At 51.2% G+C, this 16,491-nt stretch carries 20 protein-coding genes; 18 read left to right on the top strand and 2 right to left on the bottom strand.

The window, feature by feature from the left end:
• The 7 genes from C6A40_RS19785 to C6A40_RS25035 all read left to right on the top strand — a co-directional run.
• A partial coding sequence (locus tag C6A40_RS19785) for a P22AR C-terminal domain-containing protein (RefSeq protein WP_275061031.1) occupies positions 1-530 on the top strand: 530 nt, incomplete at its 5' end.
• A gap of 68 nt (positions 531-598) precedes the next feature.
• Complete coding sequence (locus C6A40_RS19790; protein ID WP_114191371.1) at positions 599-1,348, top strand: hypothetical protein; 750 nt, start codon at positions 599-601, stop codon at positions 1,346-1,348.
• A 150-nt stretch (positions 1,349-1,498) separates the two neighbouring features.
• Complete coding sequence (locus C6A40_RS19795; RefSeq protein WP_239991060.1) at positions 1,499-1,834, top strand: hypothetical protein; 336 nt, start codon at positions 1,499-1,501, stop codon at positions 1,832-1,834.
• Positions 1,835-1,849: 15 nt separating this feature from the next.
• Positions 1,850-2,164 (top strand): hypothetical protein, encoded by a 315-nt coding sequence (locus tag C6A40_RS19800; protein ID WP_063863418.1) that lies wholly within the window; start codon positions 1,850-1,852, stop codon positions 2,162-2,164.
• Between the two features lie 60 nt (positions 2,165-2,224).
• Positions 2,225-5,347, top strand: coding sequence for a tape measure protein (locus C6A40_RS19805; RefSeq protein WP_114191372.1), 3,123 nt, complete (start codon positions 2,225-2,227; stop codon positions 5,345-5,347).
• Positions 5,347-5,694 carry a phage tail protein gene (locus C6A40_RS19810; protein WP_114191373.1) on the top strand — a complete coding sequence of 116 codons (348 nt, stop codon included), beginning with the start codon at positions 5,347-5,349 and terminating at the stop codon, positions 5,692-5,694. Before C6A40_RS19805 ends, C6A40_RS19810 begins: the two co-directional genes overlap by 1 nt.
• Positions 5,695-5,704: 10 nt before the next feature.
• A complete protein-coding gene (locus C6A40_RS25035) occupies positions 5,705-5,872 on the top strand; it encodes a hypothetical protein (protein ID WP_161958635.1) in 168 nt (55 codons plus the stop codon).
• Here the strand turns inward: C6A40_RS25035 and C6A40_RS19815 are convergent.
• Entirely contained in the window at positions 5,869-6,045 is a 177-nt protein-coding gene (locus tag C6A40_RS19815) for an ATP-NAD kinase (RefSeq protein ID WP_114191374.1), read from the bottom strand. The two genes, C6A40_RS25035 and C6A40_RS19815, sit on opposite strands and share 4 nt — an antisense overlap.
• Before the next feature lie 110 nt (positions 6,046-6,155).
• Here C6A40_RS19815 and C6A40_RS19820 point away from each other — a divergent pair, with 110 nt between their 5' ends.
• From C6A40_RS19820 to C6A40_RS19855, 8 genes are all read left to right on the top strand, one after another.
• Positions 6,156-6,860 (top strand): phage minor tail protein L, encoded by a 705-nt coding sequence (locus tag C6A40_RS19820; RefSeq protein WP_114191375.1) that lies wholly within the window; start codon positions 6,156-6,158, stop codon positions 6,858-6,860.
• Complete coding sequence (locus C6A40_RS19825; protein WP_114191384.1) at positions 6,860-7,579, top strand: C40 family peptidase; 720 nt, start codon at positions 6,860-6,862, stop codon at positions 7,577-7,579. The genes C6A40_RS19820 and C6A40_RS19825 overlap by 1 nt, the downstream gene beginning before the upstream one ends.
• Entirely contained in the window at positions 7,522-8,049 is a 528-nt protein-coding gene (locus C6A40_RS19830; protein ID WP_045336285.1) for a tail assembly protein, read from the top strand. Before C6A40_RS19825 ends, C6A40_RS19830 begins: the two co-directional genes overlap by 58 nt.
• A 9-nt stretch (positions 8,050-8,058) precedes the next feature.
• Entirely contained in the window at positions 8,059-11,214 is a 3,156-nt protein-coding gene (locus C6A40_RS19835) for a host specificity protein J (RefSeq protein WP_114191376.1), read from the top strand.
• Positions 11,215-11,256: 42 nt separating this feature from the next.
• A complete protein-coding gene (locus C6A40_RS19840) occupies positions 11,257-11,571 on the top strand; it encodes a hypothetical protein (protein WP_059362929.1) in 315 nt (104 codons plus the stop codon).
• Positions 11,572-12,243 carry a hypothetical protein gene (locus C6A40_RS19845; RefSeq protein WP_048962473.1) on the top strand — a complete coding sequence of 224 codons (672 nt, stop codon included), beginning with the start codon at positions 11,572-11,574 and terminating at the stop codon, positions 12,241-12,243.
• Positions 12,244-12,350: 107 nt separating this feature from the next.
• The gene (cor, locus tag C6A40_RS19850) at positions 12,351-12,584 is read left to right on the top strand and encodes a phage exclusion lipoprotein Cor (protein WP_114191377.1); all 234 of its coding nucleotides are present in this window, start codon (positions 12,351-12,353) and stop codon (positions 12,582-12,584) included.
• A gap of 62 nt (positions 12,585-12,646) precedes the next feature.
• Positions 12,647-13,852: a tail fiber domain-containing protein gene (locus tag C6A40_RS19855; protein WP_114191378.1), complete on the top strand. Its 1,206-nt coding sequence runs from the start codon at positions 12,647-12,649 to the stop codon at positions 13,850-13,852.
• Positions 13,853-13,909: 57 nt separating this feature from the next.
• Here the strand turns inward: C6A40_RS19855 and C6A40_RS19860 are convergent, their stop codons facing one another.
• Positions 13,910-14,176, bottom strand: coding sequence for a DinI family protein (locus C6A40_RS19860; protein ID WP_063927759.1), 267 nt, complete (start codon positions 14,174-14,176; stop codon positions 13,910-13,912).
• Positions 14,177-14,275: 99 nt separating this feature from the next.
• Between C6A40_RS19860 and C6A40_RS19865 the strand changes: the two genes are divergently transcribed.
• The 3 genes from C6A40_RS19865 (at position 14,276) to dacD (ending at position 16,413) form a co-directional block, all read left to right on the top strand.
• Entirely contained in the window at positions 14,276-14,515 is a 240-nt protein-coding gene (locus C6A40_RS19865; RefSeq protein WP_045355115.1) for a hypothetical protein, read from the top strand.
• Complete coding sequence (locus C6A40_RS25325; RefSeq protein WP_114191379.1) at positions 14,515-14,904, top strand: HumD family translesion DNA polymerase; 390 nt, start codon at positions 14,515-14,517, stop codon at positions 14,902-14,904. The genes C6A40_RS19865 and C6A40_RS25325 overlap by 1 nt, the downstream gene beginning before the upstream one ends.
• 342 nt (positions 14,905-15,246) lie before the next feature.
• Positions 15,247-16,413, top strand: a complete 1,167-nt coding sequence (gene dacD, locus C6A40_RS19875) for a serine-type D-Ala-D-Ala carboxypeptidase DacD (RefSeq protein ID WP_008499464.1) — start codon at positions 15,247-15,249, stop codon at positions 16,411-16,413.
• The last annotated feature ends 78 nt before the right edge of the window (positions 16,414-16,491 follow it).

The raw sequence follows: 16,491 nt of genomic DNA on the forward strand, positions 1-16,491 counted from the left end.
TGTATTCAGAGGAGCAGATTAACCCCTGGATCAATTTTCAACCGCTGGGGTGGATCAGTTTTGCACCGTTGGTAACATCAACGACCCTCAAAATGAGTGTCGTTAGAAAGACTGGGGTCGTTGATATTCCGGTTCGTGTTTTCTCTCTGCGTGGATGTCATCTGATCGCAATGTTCGCCACTACGAAAGTAGCTAAGGATTTCCGCCGCTGGGTATTGGATATCCTGGATCGCGAAATACAACACTCACCTATCGCAAAACAGTTTACGGATGAAGAGTTATGTAGCCTGGCATATCTGTGGCGCTCTGCTGCGGTTATGTATGAGGCATGTCGTGAGGTTCACCCTTTGTTGCTGGTGGCTGAGCACCGACTGGTTCCACGCTTTAGTTCCATTGGTACTAATTACAGTCGTGGGATCAATAAAGCTCGCGAAATTCTCAAGCGAGAAACGAACCATATCAAAGAACAACCATGGGGAGACAGTGACTGGAAAAACGTCTTCTCATACGGGAAAGGAATTTTGCAGTGATGCAAATAGAAAAGCCGACAGTTCGCACCTGCCGGCTTCCATTGAAACTTGTCAAAAGGATCCAACTCATGACAAAAGTAAGTTTACCAGGTAAAGGGCATCTCGTCGAGAAAACCATCGATAGCCAGTCATTGCTTGAAATGGTCAATCAGGCGCGTAAGCAATGCGGAGAGCCGGAAGTGCGTAATAATAAGTTCATTGAAAAAATTGTCGATGAACTTGAGGGGGAGTTTTACACCAAAAGTGTAAAACCCTCCGGCAGCAACGGCGGTCGCCCTGTAGAGGTTATCGACATGACGATCAAGCAGGCTTTACGTGTAGCTGCACGTGAGTCTAAGTCCGTTCGACGCTCTCTGGTTGATAAGCTGGAAGACATGAAGGCGTTACCGGCAATGCCGAAAAGCAACACAGGCATCACCGAGTATCGCCTGGCAAAAGCTGATCAACTGAAAGCGCAAGCGCTGGAGAAGAACATCGCCAGCGCCCGTGAGATTATGTCTTTGCTGCCACGCCTCGACCCGATGGCGCATCAAACCCTTGCGGCGTCACTGATTAACCCACTGATCGGCTATGATGCAATCCCGCTTCCGGTAATTGAGGAACACTACCACACGGCTGGAGAGGTTGGAGATATGCTTGGTGTTTCCGCTCAAAAGATTGGGCGCATCGCCAACGCCAACAACCTCAAAACTGAGCAGAATGGCAAGTTCTTCTTGGACAAGTCAGTGCACTCCAATAAGCAGGTCGAAGCGTTTCGTTATAACGCTGAAGGCGTGAAAGCGTTGCGCCACCTGATTCATGGTGCTGATGTGGCCTAATAACCCCGTTTAAACCGTGAGTAATTCAAACCCGCTTAACTGCGGGTTTTCCTGTTTCCAGTCGACCGAGATCAATAAATCAGCGTTTGCCGTTGCACCTGTGCTATTCCTGGGTAGGATGTTTCCACTTTTACCAAAGGGGATAGGGATATGAAGAGGCTGGTCTTATTATTAGCAGCTTTTGCTTTTAATGTTAGCGCTGCTACAACATATACAAAAGAAGAACTGAACAACATGGACGCGGCTGGACAGTATCCAGCGCAGGGGGCGCCTGTAACAAAAAGCGTAGAAAACGTTTCGTTCGATGAATGCAAAAGCAGCGCTCGCGACATTATGAATCAGATTGCTGGAAATTACCCCGCGAAAGAGGTAGTCGATACAGGGGTCTTATACATCGTAAAAATCTGGACAAACGATGGCGTGATTATGGTCTCTTGCTCAGGGCCAGATAATAAAAAGGTCGTTACGCAATCTGATTATAAGTAGTGGAGTGATAGGAATATGAAAAGCATGGCTTTAATTGTTGCGGGTGCACTTCTTTTAGCGGGATGCGCTCAAGAGCGGCCTTTGACATCTTATGATGATACAGGGCTATGTATCTTAAAGGGGCAGGCAATGGGTTACGGCAATACCGACATTATACCCAAGATTCAAGATGAATTTGCCCGGCGAGGCGAGTTGAGCATTTCCAAAGCTGACTGTGACACCTACACCAAAACAGGTATTCAGGATGCCAAGGTCAAAATGAAAACAAGCGATGGCATCATTCAGCAGTCCAACCAGTCGATGATGATCAATGCCATCCAAGGCAATTAACGAACCTCACATAAAAAAACCTCGCTCCGGCGGGGTTTTTTATTGCCCGGAGAAAATGAAATGGCCGAGAACGTAGGCGATATTGAATATGTAATTAAGGCTGATACGGCTCAGTTGCTACGCGCTGACAAGCAGGTGCGGAACGTAACTGACGGCATGGAAGGCGGGTTCAACCGCGCAGACAAGGCTGCATCATCGCTGAGCTCCTCCTTCGGCAGCCTAAGCCGGGTTGCCACTTCTCTTATGGCAATTTTGTCTGTGCGGCAGGTGGCTCAATACGCTGACGCATGGACGACTCTGAACAACAAACTGGCAAACGCCCTTCGGCCTAGCGAGCAGCTGGTTGACGTTACTGAGCGAGTATTCAACATCACACAGCAAACTCGGGGCAGCCTCGACGCTACAGCTTCTTTGTATGCACGACTGGAGCGAGCAACCAGGGAATATGGAACCAGTGCTGATGATCTGGCTAAGCTGACTACCATCATCAACCAAGGGTTTGTTGTCTCCGGCGCGACCGCGCAAGAGGCGGAAAACGCTATTATCCAGCTGTCTCAAGGGCTGGCATCAGGTGCGCTGCGCGGTGAAGAATTCAACTCTGTGAATGAGCAGGGGAACCGCCTGATAGTGGCGCTTGCTGACTCTATGGGGGTTGGTATTGGACAGATGCGTCAGATGGCTGCGGCTGGAAAGTTGACTACTGATGTTGTGGTGAACGGGTTACTTTCACAGGGGGTGACGATCGGCAATGAGTTCGCCAATACAACCACAACTATCAGTCAGGCTTTGCAGGTTGCCGGAAACAATATCACCAAGTTCTTTGGTGAAAACTCTACGGTTAAAACCGGTACAGCGATTTTCAACGACGCCGTAATCAGCGTCAGTGAGAACATCGGCGCTTTAAGCGCCATTCTGACTGGTGTCGCAGCGGTAATGGGAAGTCGTTACGTTGGCGCTCTGACTATGGCGACCGCTGCTAAAGTTAAGTCTGCTGTGGCTTCAAGAAATCAGTCAGCCGCTGAACTGCAGGCCGCACAGGCGACGGCAAACAAAGCTACAGCAGATCTCCGCGCTGCCGCCGTCGCAAAAGAACGTGCGCTGGATGAAATCCGCCTTGCGGAAATGATGAAGCAGACAGCAGTTAGCGCAACGAACGCTGCCGCTGCTGAGCAACGTTTATCTGCGGCCCGTGTAGCAGCAGCTGGAGCTGTTGATAATTACAATCGCGCTCTGGCAGCAAATAAAGCCGCACAGGCTGGATTGTCTACAGGAGCAGGGCTGGTTAGCCGAGGATTGTCTCTCATCGGTGGCCCTGCTGGCGCCGCCATGCTCGCGGCCAGTGCGATTCTATATTTCTCCCAGAGAGCTAAAGAGGCCAGAGATGATGCCAACAACCTGGCAGATAGCGTTAATGAACTTAGTGCCAAGTTCCAGACCATGTCGCATACTGAGCTGGCAGCAACCATTGGCAAGCTAAGCCAGAACCTTCCCGCACTTAGCGATGCGGTAGCCGACGCACAGAAAGAATTTAACGACGCTACAGCTGCTGTTCAAAGGCAAGAAAGGGAGATAGCTAACTGGGGAACGAACACTACCCGAGGCCGTCAGGCTGCTGAAGCGTTAGGTGGGGCTCAGGATAAATTAGCAATTGCAGCCCTTGAACTTGAACGTGCTCAGAATCGCCTTAGTCAGACTCAGAATGCTATTAACATTGGACGCGCCACGCTTAATGGCACGATGAGGCAAGGGATTGATCTGCTTCGCCGGGATGGGGAGGAAGCGGGTGTCGCCGCTGGCATGATGGGCAGGCTTGGCGACATGATTAATTTCGCTGCAAAAGCGAAGGAAAAATTCAACTCCAGCAGTTTGATGGTAGAGCGCCCGAAAGATGTTCAGGACTACCTTGATAAACTGCAAGACCAGGTGACGCTTCAGAGCGAACTCAACGATCGCAAGCGTGCGCAGTTGAGGGCCGAGCAGGACATCAGGAAGCTTGGTGGAAGCGAACCAGATGTACGGCTTGCACGGGAAAGGGCTGCTGCCGAATACGACGCCCAGCAAGCTCAGCAGAAAGGCAAAAAGGAAACTAAAGACGCCACGTCTGAAGCGTCAAAAGCTGCCACAGCAATGCAGTCAAATGCGCAGAAAATTGCAGACTACAAACAAAGAGCAGGTCTTGCTGCAACCACCACGCAAGAGCTATCTCGTGAACAAGCCATCTTAAGGGCTGAGCAGTCTTTAAATAGTAGCGCTACGAAAGAGCAGGTCGCTGAGATAAGGAAATATGCTGCGGCTGAATGGGATGCGGCGAATGCCTTAAAAAAACGTCAGCAGTCAGAGCAAGCAAAGAAATTTACCGACCAAGTAAATGCAGAATATAAAGTTACACCAAATGCTGTGACAGGAGCGGTTTTAGACCCGACCGCGCAGATTAACGCTGAGGAAACGGAAAAACTCGCTGCATTGAATCGTTATCAGCAGATGGGGGTATTAAGCGTCCAGCAATATGAGGATGCAAAAACCGCAATCCAATTGACGGCTTCCAATGCACGTAAAAAAATTGCGGTGGATGAAGCAAACGCACAAGTCGCAGCTATGGGATCTTTGCTGGGGTCGGTCTCTCAGGGATTCGAAAGCCTTGCGTCCATTATTGCAAACTCATCAGGTAAAAGCGCTGGAGCTTATACTGCGATGTTCGCTGCAGCGAAAGCATTTGCTGTGGCTCAGTCGACCTTAAGCCTTAACACAGCAATCATGCAGGCAATGGCCGATCCAACAGCACTGACACCTGCACAGAAATTGGCAAACTATGCCGCGATTGCTTCTGCTGGAGCGTCACTGCTTTCCAATATTGCCAGTATCAGCATGAGTGGTGGTCGTCGCTACGGTGGTGGGGTATCTGCCGGCAATGCCTACCGCATCAACGAAGATGGACGCTCTGAAATCTTTCAGACTGCAGGTGGACAGCAGGCATTCATCCCGAACCAGTCAGGGAAGATTATTCCTGCCGATAAGGCCGGAGGTGGCGGTGGGGTGGTTGTGCAGCAAACCAATCATTATCATTTTGAAGGAAGCCCAAACAGCCCTGAGACCGTTAAGCAATTTGAAAAGATGGCTTACAACGCAGCACTGCGAGCAATAAGCAATGAACAAAGGCCAAATGGACTGTTACGGAGGAAGTGATGCCAGAAACATTCACATGGACACCACAGCGCGCTTACCAGGTTGAACGTACCCCAAACGTAGCCGTTGTTAAGCTCGGTGACGGCTACGAGCAGCGACAGGTGAAGGGTATCAATCCGCTAATGGATAAATACTCCCTGACCTTCAGGGGGGTAGGCGGTGTCTGCCGGAGTAATTCTGCCAAGGATGCTGAGGCGTTCCTAAAAGCACGGGGCGCGGTTGAATCCTTCTACTGGACGCCATCAGATACCGGAGTGCAGGCGCTGTTTGTCTGCCGCTCCTGGAGTTTAACAAAGACGGGGCCGCTATTTGAACTGACGGCAACGTTTGAACAAGTGCCACGATAAGGGGATTATTATGAAATTTACCGAACTACCTGATCATGTAATTGAAGCAGCGGCAAAGACGCTTTCTCGCGAACTTGATGGGATATCGACGTGGGAAGATGATAAACGAACGGAAAAGGCCAATGCTGTTGCCGAATCCGTTCGTGAGAGCTTTATCAGGCTTTGCGATGGGGATTAACTGCTTTCTTTATCCTCATCTTTAAAATGCTGCACTGCCTGGTCATACATTGTTAGAAGACCAGAAATATTTCCGCTGGAGTAAACGGGTACTCTTTGGGCTCTAATCATTTCAATCAATAATGCATACGCTGATTCTTCTGGTGAGTCTTTTGGGTTTATCAGGCCAGACATAAAACCTCCTTTTGTGTTGAAGCTTCAGCCTAACCCCTCTTTATTTTGTTTCACATCCTGACAAAAGATCAGTAGCCGCCGTCGAGCGGCTTTTTTTATGGGAGTTTGCCGTGCGCGACATACCAGCAAATTTAATTATCGACAGCGTTGACGCCGGAGTAGGCGCATTCATCGATTTGTTCGAAGCTGACCTGCAACCCTTTGGTGGCGACCTTATCCGGTTCCATTCCGGCACAAACGGCTATTATGGCAATGTTATATGGAAAGGTAACCAGTACCAGGCGTACCCGATAGCAGTGGAAGGATTCGAGTCAAAGAACGAAGGGACCTATGCCAGGCCGTCAATGGCGGTATCCAACATTACCGGCCTGCTGACGGGCATCAACCACGACTTCGACGATATGCTCGGTGTGGTTATAACTCGCCGGCAGGTTCCGGTAAAAAATCTGGATGCGGTGAATTTCCCGAATGGGAACCCTGACGCGGACCCGACACAGGAGGCGGTGTCCCGCTACGTTGTCGAGGAGATGACAGAGGAGACTTTCGAGCAGGTGACATACACGCTGGCGACACCGATTGACTGCGACAACGCCATCATCCCGGCCCGGACCATTCTCGCCGACGTATGCCAGTGGCAGTATCGCGGCGTCGGGTGTGGATATGACGGGCCGCCTGTTGCAGATGAGCGTGACAACCCAACCACTGATCCAGCGAAGGATAAATGCTCCCACCGTCGTACCGGTTGCCGGTTTCGCTACCCACGTCCTGAACCAATGCCAATAAGCAGTTTCCCCGGCTCTCAAAAGGTCTCCTGATGCATGAATTACTCGATTATGCGGCATCGTCGCAGGATGAAGTGTGCGCGCTAATCCTGAACGACGAGCGAGTATTTCGCTGTCGGAATGTGCATCCAGAGCCCTGGCATAATTTCCGCATAAGTGACGATGACTGGCTTGCGGCGGAGGAAGAAGGGGAGATTACAGCGGTCTTCCATTCGCACCCGCAAAGCCAGCCAGCGCTTTCAGGTGCTGACCGGCAGACGCAGGTTATGACCGGTCTGTCATGGTGGCTGGCATCTGACGGAGAGCTCAGGAAATACAGGCCTGTGCCACTCCTGCTGGGGCGCAAGTTCGAGCACGGCATCATGGACTGCTACACGCTCTTTCGGGACGCATACCACCTTTGCGGAATCGACCTGCCTGATTTTGAGCGCACTAACGGATGGTGGCTGCGGGGAGAGAATCTCTATCTGGCTAACATGCCGGACAACGGGTTCTATCAGGTATCTATGCAGAATGCACAACCCGGTGACGTCATTATCAGGCAGCCATTCCCCGGCGCCGACCCATGCCACTCAATGATTCTCCTTCATGACAACCTGGTACTTCACCATGACCATGCCGGACACCTCAGCAGACGAGAACAAATGCGCCCGGCATACATCAAGCAGACGCATTCAATCTGGAGACACGAACAGTGCTCATCTTTAAATTTGCAGGCAATCTACGCCGATTTTACCGCCAGATATCCCTGAACGTTGATACTCCAGCGCAGGGATTACGCCTTCTTCTGGCGCAGGATTTCGAATTCAAAAAAGCCTTTCTCAATACAAAGCTGCGTATGCGGGTAGCGGGCGAGGATATTGAGGCATCTGCGATGCAATGGCATATGGACCGCCACCTTAAAGATGGCTCAGTGGTCCTGTTCGTGCCGGTAGTGGAGGGGGCGATCACCGCCGCTGCGGCCGCATGGATTGCGGTTGCCGTTAGCGTAGCGTCTATAGCTTATTCGGTTTACATGTCACGCAACATGAAGACCAAAACCTCCGCAGAAGCCGCAGAGACCAATACGCTCACAAATAACTCATTTACCAGTGCTGAGAACCGGGTGGGGCAGGGGCGCGCGGTGCCACTCCTACTGGGAGAAATGGAGGTCGGTTCGAACGTAATTTCACTCGGTATCGACACAAGCAACAACCAGGACTGGACGGAATCTATTAGCTAAGGTGGCATTATGTCTTCAGGCGGCGGCAAAGCATCAACCCCCAAACTCCTCGACGATAACCTCAAGTCAAAGCAATTTTACCGGGTACTGGATCTCATCAGCGAAGGGCCTATCTATGGGCCCGTTGATCAGGAACACCTGTCATCATTCAAGCTCAATAAGACTCCCGTAACTGATGCGACAGGCAGTGTCAGCGTAAATGGTGTCAGCGTCGCCTGGCGCCCCGGCTCTGAAACGCAATCCCCCATTAATGGCTTCTCTGCTATTGAAGCGACCACCATCGTAAACACCGAAGTAACCTATGATACTCCGCTGGTTCGCACCATAACCGATCAGGACGTTACCCGGGTGCGGTTTAACGTTGGTGTCACCGGACTGGTCGAGCAGGACACCAAAGGCAATCAGAAAAACACGTCCGTCACTCTGGTGTTGGAGAGCAGAACTGGCGCTTCAGGCTGGGTTATTGAAAAGACCGTGACCATCACCGGGAAGATATCAGGCGAATATCTTGAGGCCCATCTTATTGATGCTCCGGATATCAAGCCGTTTGATATTCGCGTTCGCCGCATTACACCGGACAGCAGCAGCGATTTGCTGTCCAACGGCACTACCTGGAATAGCTACAGTGAAATCACCGACGACAATCTGAGCTATCCATTTTCAGCCATCGCTGGCGCTGTTATCGACCGTGACCAGTACACTGACACTCCAAGCCGTACTTACCATCTCCGCGGGCTGATTGTGTCTGTACCAGACAACTATGACCCGATAACCCGCACTTACTCCGGTTTATGGCTGGGTGGATTTAAGCAGGCTTGGACCAATAACCCGGCATGGTTGTTCAGAGAGCTGGCGAAGAATACCCGTTTCGGACTGGCTAAACGTGCCGGCTACATAGATGTTGATGACGGTGCACTCTATGTTCTGTCTCAATATTGCGATCAGCTTGTTGATGATGGGTTCGGCGGAAAAGAACCACGCATGACGCTAAACGCCTACATCACAGAGCAGGCTAGTGCGAGAGACATTCTCGACAAGATAGCGAGCATGTTCCGTGGAATTGCATTGTGGGACGGTGTGCGCCTGTCTGTCATGCTGGATGCGCCACAAGATCCGATTGCGACAATCACGAATGCTAACGTGGTTGATGGCAACTTCAAGCGAAGCTCTGTGAAGCGCTCTGAGAAATACAATGCAGTGGTGGTGTCATGGACCGACCCGGATAACGGTTGGGAGCAGGTAAAAGAGTACGTATCCGATGACGACATGATTGCACGTGGAAATTACAACGAGACTACCCTTGAGGCTTTCGGGTGTACCTCTCGCGGGCAGGCATGGCGAGCAGGGAAGTGGCTACTGGAAACTGCAAAGCGTGAGAGCAGTCGATTAACATTCCAGATGGCCCGAGATGCCATTCATTTCACGCCCGGTGACATAGTTGAAATCATGGACAACAACTATGCTGGCGCGCGGCTCGGCGGCAGAATTATGTCACATTCAGGCAATAAAATTACCGTTGATGCTGTCGAATCATCGCTTATAGCTGGCGGCGATACCATGTCTATCATGGGGAGCAGCGGTAAGTTCGTGAAGTACGTGATTGATGGCGTTGCTAACAACGTGGTAACCCTGAAGACGACTCCATCATGGGTGCGGGATGGAACAGTGTTTGCTATCTCTTCCAGCAACGTCTCAACTCGGTTATTTCGTATCCTCAGCGTCGCAGAGACAGAAAACAATTCCGTATACAGTATTACTGCGTCACAGCATGATCCGAATAAACAGGCCATTGTGGATGAAGGCGCAGTGTTCGAAATTCCTAACGACACGCTTAATGGCTACCGCGTTCCGAACGTTGAAAACCTGCGGATTATTAACACCAATTCGGAAACAGTACAGGTCACGGCAACCTGGGAAACAGCCACGACGACCAAAAAGCTGGTTTTCGAATTGTATGTCTATTCGGCTGATGGGAAAGTGGTTTCTCAGTACGAAACCGACCAGTTCCGGTATGAGTTTTATGGGCTGGCTGCCGGTAGCTATACGCTGGGTGTTCGTGGCCGCAATGAAAACGGGATGAAAGGTGTTGAAACGCAGATCAGTATGATTATCGGTGCGCCACCTGCACCATCCAGCATTATCTGGACGCCCGGCCTGTTTTCTGCTGACCTGGTGCCAGTCATGCGTATCACCGCTACCACAGATACTTCTTTCGAATTCTGGTACTCAGGGCAAAACAAGATTACCGATCCGGCTAATATCGAAGACCTGGCGCAGTTTTTGGGTCGCTCAAACCAGTGGACGCTTCACGGCCTACAAGCAGATAAAACGTATTACGTTTATGTGCGCACCAGGAATGCTTTTGGTGTGTCTGAATTCGTTGAGGTGTCAGGCCAGGCGTCATCTGATATCCCTGGAATGATAGATCTCATTGATGAGCAGATACGCGAGTCAGACGCGTTTAAAAATGTTCAGGAGGGTGTTGATACTAATCTGGAAGGTATCATGTCAAATACGCTGGCAAACCACGGAACCGTGGAACACCAGTGGGCTCAGTATGGCGAAGTTCGTGCTGACATCCTAGAGGTTAAAACAACCGTTGCTACAGCCGAGCAGGGGCTCGCTGACCTGTCAACCTATGTTCAGGCATCAATCGGACCAGAGGGCAGTCTGACGGCTGCGGTTAACCAGAAACTTACCGCCGAAGTAAATATTGATGGAACGGCAAAAGCTTCTTATGTCACTAATCTCGGCATTATCAGGAATGGAGTGAAATACAGCACCGGGTTCGGTATGTCGATTGAGCCATCGGGGAACAGCTATAAATCCACAGTGGTCTTTGCTGCAGATCAGTTTGGTATTTACTCAGGAAGCGACCCGGGAAATTACCAGGCTGCGTTCTTCGTTTACAACGGCCAGGTCTTTATCAGCTCAGCGTTTATTCAGGATGGCACGATCACCAATGCCAAAATCGGTAACTTTATCCAGTCCAACAATTATGTTGCAGGGTCTGTCGGGTGGAGGCTGGATAAATCAGGAACATTTGAGAACTACGGTTCGACAGCTGGAGAGGGAGCCATGAAACAGACAAACCAGACAATCAGTGTGCGTGACGCCAACAATGTGTTGAGGGTGCAGATCGGGAGAATCACGGGAACATGGTAAACATTGGGCCTCAGGTGGGGCCCTTTTTTAGGATGAACAGCGATGGCTCAGTACGGTGTTGAAACCTGGGACGCATCAGGCAGGGTGAACAACTATGGAATTAAGCCTGTCAGTGTAAGCGGCTACCTACAGTTGGCCCAGAATGAAAAAACAGGCTCTTACTCCGTAGTGCTTCCACCGGGGTGTAAGCTTACTTATTTTCAGATCATGAACGGCGATCAGTGGGGAACAAGCCGGAGGAAGATCACTATTTCAGGTGGGACCGCAACGGTATCGGCAGTAGGCGATACCGACTACTCTGCAGGGACTGAGCCTGCGGCCGCGGCGTATCTCATTTTCCAGATAGAGAGGGCATAAATGGCGCAGTATGGCGTTTTACTGACGACGACGGCCGGAGAAGTATGGGTCACCGCTAACAGTTCGCCTATTTCGTTGCAGGCACGGAAGACAGCAGAACTACAGGGGACATCGGGTTTCAATACCAAAGTGACGCACACATTTCCCTCAGGTCAGCCCGTTGTCGCCTTTGTTCATTGCACAGTTGAGGTGGAAATCACCCAGACGATAAGCGGGAACACCATCACTATTGATTTCCTCAGACCAAATGCAACCGGCACAGCGTACGTTTATTTTTTCTCTATTTTCCCACAGACAAAGCCAGACTACGGGCTGGCCGTCTGGGATGCGTCAGGGACGCTTATTTTGACAAACGAAACGCGGACACTCAGTGATGTGGTAACCCTCGGTACTGCCGGGATAGATGCAAGTTCAGGCTATAACATCAATACCACGCTGGCGGGGAAATGGGCCTGTATGCCTGCCATGCTGGGTTTGATTACTGGAGTGATATCGGCTGGCGGCCAGCCGCAGCCCTACTCGGCGATATACAAGAGCATGGCGAAACTTGAGGGAGGCAACACGCGAATATTCGCCAGACCACAAACAACGCCCAGCGGAAGCCTTCAGAACGTCGCGTATTCTAATCTGAGAAACGTGATTATGGCCATCAACTGCGTCAACTACGATTGATCGTTTTCGGCGATCAATTATGTTTTATTGATCTACAAAATCAATTATATACCTTTGATTCATCTTGTTATTGTTTAGCTTCGTTAATACCCTGGGATATAACCACGATGAAAAACATGATTCTTTGCCTGGCGGTGGCTGTATTGCTCTCCGGTTGCGCTGGCGTTCTTCAGAAGCAGCATCCCATATGTACCGGAACGGCCCTGATCGGAGGACAGGAAAACATCGTCCAGATTTACGGAGTGCGCAAGCAAAGTAACCAGACCCAGTACCGCGCCGGTTACCCCTTTAACTGGTCATGGGTCAGCGCAAACACGTTCAGTAGTACCACCTGCCAATAACTCAAACATTTTTGAATAAACCCCGCTCCGGCGGGGTTTTTTATTGCCCGAAAGGAGCGCATATGTCTGCAGGAACTATCAACCTGACAAATGGGTCCGCTGTTGTTGGCGGTGCCGGAACCTCATTCGCAACCGAACTCGCCGCAGGTGATTTCATTGTTTCGACTGTGGGCGGTGTGCCCTACACGCTGCCGGTGAAAACGGTCGACAGTAATACCCAGGTGACGCTGGTCAGCAACTTTACCGGGCCAACGCAATCCGGCGCTGCTTGGTCAGCCGTCCCCCGCGTTGCGCTGAACATGGTAACTGCCGCGCTGGTGGCACAAAGTGCAGAAGCGCTGCGTGGACTGAATTACGACAAACAGAACTGGCAGCAAGTATACAGCGCCGCCGGAAACATCACAGTGAAGCTGCCAGACGGCACTACCTTCACCGGCCCGTCATGGAAATATCTGTCTGACAATATGGCGACTAAGAGCGGCGGGGCCGTACCTGTTAACCAGGGCGGTACCGGATCGACAACCGAATCAGGCGCTCGCATAAACCTCGGTCTGGGAAACAGCGCAACCAGAAATGTTGGAACGACTGCCAGCACGGTAGCCGCCGGAGATGATTCGAGATTTGTCACTGTGAATGGCAAAACTGGTGGTGATATTTCCACTCAGATTTCAGTGTCTGGAAATGTTTATGCAATTAATAAATCGGCCTCAGATCCAGCCTCAGGCACTGAAGTGTCAGGTAGTGCGTTCTCATCAAATTATATAGTTAACGGTGTTACACGGGTTCTTACAGGATTGTCAGGTAGATACAAATGGGGTGAATCAAACGGATATGGTCAGCTTGACGTAGCTCTTTTAGACGGCTCTGGCAACTATGTGAGGGGGGCATCGTACATTTTTTCTGGCAATGGTTCAGCAACTGCTCCTGGGTCATGGGTTCCTAACTCAGATGGTAGACTTAAGTTCGACATCAAACGCATCGAGGACCCGTTAGGAAAAATGGTTAAGCTTCGCGGCGTAACCTGGCAGCGTCTGGATGGCGTGGCCCCAGGGATTGGGTTTATTGCCCAGGAAGTGCAGGATGTATTTCCTGAATTCGTTTTCGAGGGTGGTGACCGTACTCTGGATGATGGTACGGTCGTAGAGAAGGTTTTAAGCCCTGATACCTACGGTGTGGCTGCAGCACTTCACCATGAAGCGATTCTGGCATTAATGCAGGAAGTTGAAGATTTAAAGAAAAAGGTAGCAGAGTTGCACTCTGGAAGCTGATGAAGCCGCCGCTCATCGTAAGCAAAAATGGGCGGCGACAGATTACCCGAACAAGTTTTAAAGGCCAACCTGACGAACGGTCGGGAACTCTGAGACCAACCACATATCGGACTCTTCAAACATTTCCTCCAGCATGCGGTTGAGTTTTTCCCGATCGCTTTTGCTGGCATCACTATTCAACCCGTTCGCCTGCATCGGCTTTACCTTCACTTCGGCACCAGGGAAAATCTGGTGCACCCGCTTCGTCAGCTCGGCCAGAATGATCTCCCTGGCCCCTTCGAGCCCCTCAACATTTCGCTTGTCATAAACCAGTTCAACAAACATACCGATCCTCTTATAAGTGAAAACTGCCTGTGCTTGATCTGTTTTCGTGAAAATACTACTGTATATGCATACAGTTAATGAGCGAGTAAGGGTGCGTTTATGCCTCGTCAACCGGATATTCGTGCTGCTTTTATTGCGGCCATACAGCAAAACCCGAAGGGCTATCTCTGTCTGCATACAGACAAATTCATCGCTGAACTGCAGGAGAGGAACTGGCATTTCAGTCAGGCGGATGCAAATACATGGATCGAGCGATACCAGCCGGACTTCGCCGATAAGACGACAAACGAAAGCGAGAACCGGTACTGGATCCTACGTAACATGGGGAGGGTTTTCTAATGGGCTTTCCTTCGCCGGCTACGGATTACGTTGAACAGCGTATATCGCTTGACGAGCGCATCATCACCAGGCCAGCGGCTACGTACTTTATGCGGGCCGGTGCAACGCATTACCGGGAAGGTATCCTCAACGGTGCTTTGCTGGTTGTCGACGCGTCACTGTCTCCATGTGATGGTTCATTGCTGGTTTGCATAGATAGCGGTGAGTTTAGGATTAAGCGGTATCGCACACACCCGCGGCCACACCTGGAAAACCTTGAGAACGGTAAACGGGAGAGTTTGCCAGATAAGGATGAGGTATCCGACACTTCGCGTCCGGTATTTGGGGTGATCACGTATATCATCAACGACGCGCGGTCTGGCGAGTTCGACGACTGCCCGGTGATGTGAAAATTGCGTTGTGTACCAAATTGCGTACCAAGCAAAATCAGCACATCACCTTACCCTTACTGGTGGCTGCTCTCAGCGTTGCTGCGCGTAATCGTGGAACAAAAAAGTCGGGCGAGCGGCAGAGTCAGACACCAGTAATACCATCCTGTTAAAAAATGACGTCACTATGGTAAACGATCGTGCGGGTCAGACCGAATAAAAAGCACCGCCGCGTCGCAAATTTGCGCGCCAGCTTCAGAGAAAAATCTGCGTTCTGTCACATTTTTTTGCAATTAAGCCAGGTAACGACATCAGAACTCCCGTAAAAAGGTCATCGATTTTTAATGACCTGAGGATATACCGTTGAAACGCCGTCTGTTTATTGCTGTTTCTTTACTCGCTTCGAGTGTCTCATCTGCTTTTGCGGCCGAACCACTGGATTTTTCGCCGCAGCCTCCGGCCATTCAGGCTGGCTCCTGGGTGCTGATGGATTACACGACTGGTCAGATTTTAACGGCGGGCAACGAACATCAACAACGTAATCCGGCGAGCCTGACCAAGCTGATGACGGGTTATGTGGTGGATCGGGCCATTGATAGCCACCGCATTACCCCGGATGACATCGTCACCGTAGGGCGCGATGCGTGGGCAAAAGGGAACCCGGTGTTTGACGGTTCGTCGCTGATGTTCCTGAAAGAGGGCGATCGCGTCACCGTGCGCGATCTGAGCCGCGGCCTGATTGTCGATTCCGGCAACGACGCCTGCGTGGCGCTGGCCGATCACGTGGCGGGCGGGCAGCCGCAGTTCGTGAAGATGATGAACGACTATGTGCAGAAGCTGAACCTGCGTGATACCCACTTCGAAACCGTCCACGGGCTGGACGCGCCTGGCCAGCATAGCTCGGCGTATGACCTGGCCGTTCTCTCCCGGGCCATTATCCACGGTGAGCCCGAGTTTTATCATATGTACAGCGAAAAGAGCCTGACCTGGAACGGGATCACCCAGCAGAACCGTAACGGCCTGCTGTGGGATAAGACCATGAACGTAGACGGGCTGAAAACGGGGCATACCTCGGGGGCCGGCTTTAACCTGATTGCATCCGCCGTTGACGGTCAGCGTCGTTTGATTGCCGTTGTAATGGGAGCGGACAGCCCGAAAGGGCGTGAGGACCAGGCCCGAAAACTGCTGCACTGGGGGCAGCAGAATTTCGATACGGTGCAGATCCTGCATAACGGAAAAAAAGTGGGAACGGAGCGCATCTGGTACGGCGACAAGGAGCAGGTAAAACTGGGCACCGACCAGGACTTCTGGCTGGCCTTGCCGAAAGCGGAGGTGCCCAATATCAAAGCCAAATACGTGCTGGATAAAAAAGAGCTGGAAGCGCCGATTGCCGCGCATCAGCGTGTCGGGGAGATCCAGCTTTACGATCGTGACAAGGTGGTAGCCCACTGGCCGCTGGTCACGCTGGAAGCCGTTGATAAAGGCGGCCTGTTCTCTCGTCTGAGCGATTATCTGCATCACACGCTTTAACCGCCGATGAGCAGACTGGCAGGGTTGCGAGTCTGCTCACATAATAAACACTCCTCGTTTGCTGATAATGATAATCCA

It is taken from the genome of Enterobacter sp. GER_MD16_1505_Eko_090, assembly GCF_003331015.1.
Taxonomy (GTDB): Bacteria; Pseudomonadota; Gammaproteobacteria; order Enterobacterales; family Enterobacteriaceae; genus Enterobacter; species Enterobacter roggenkampii.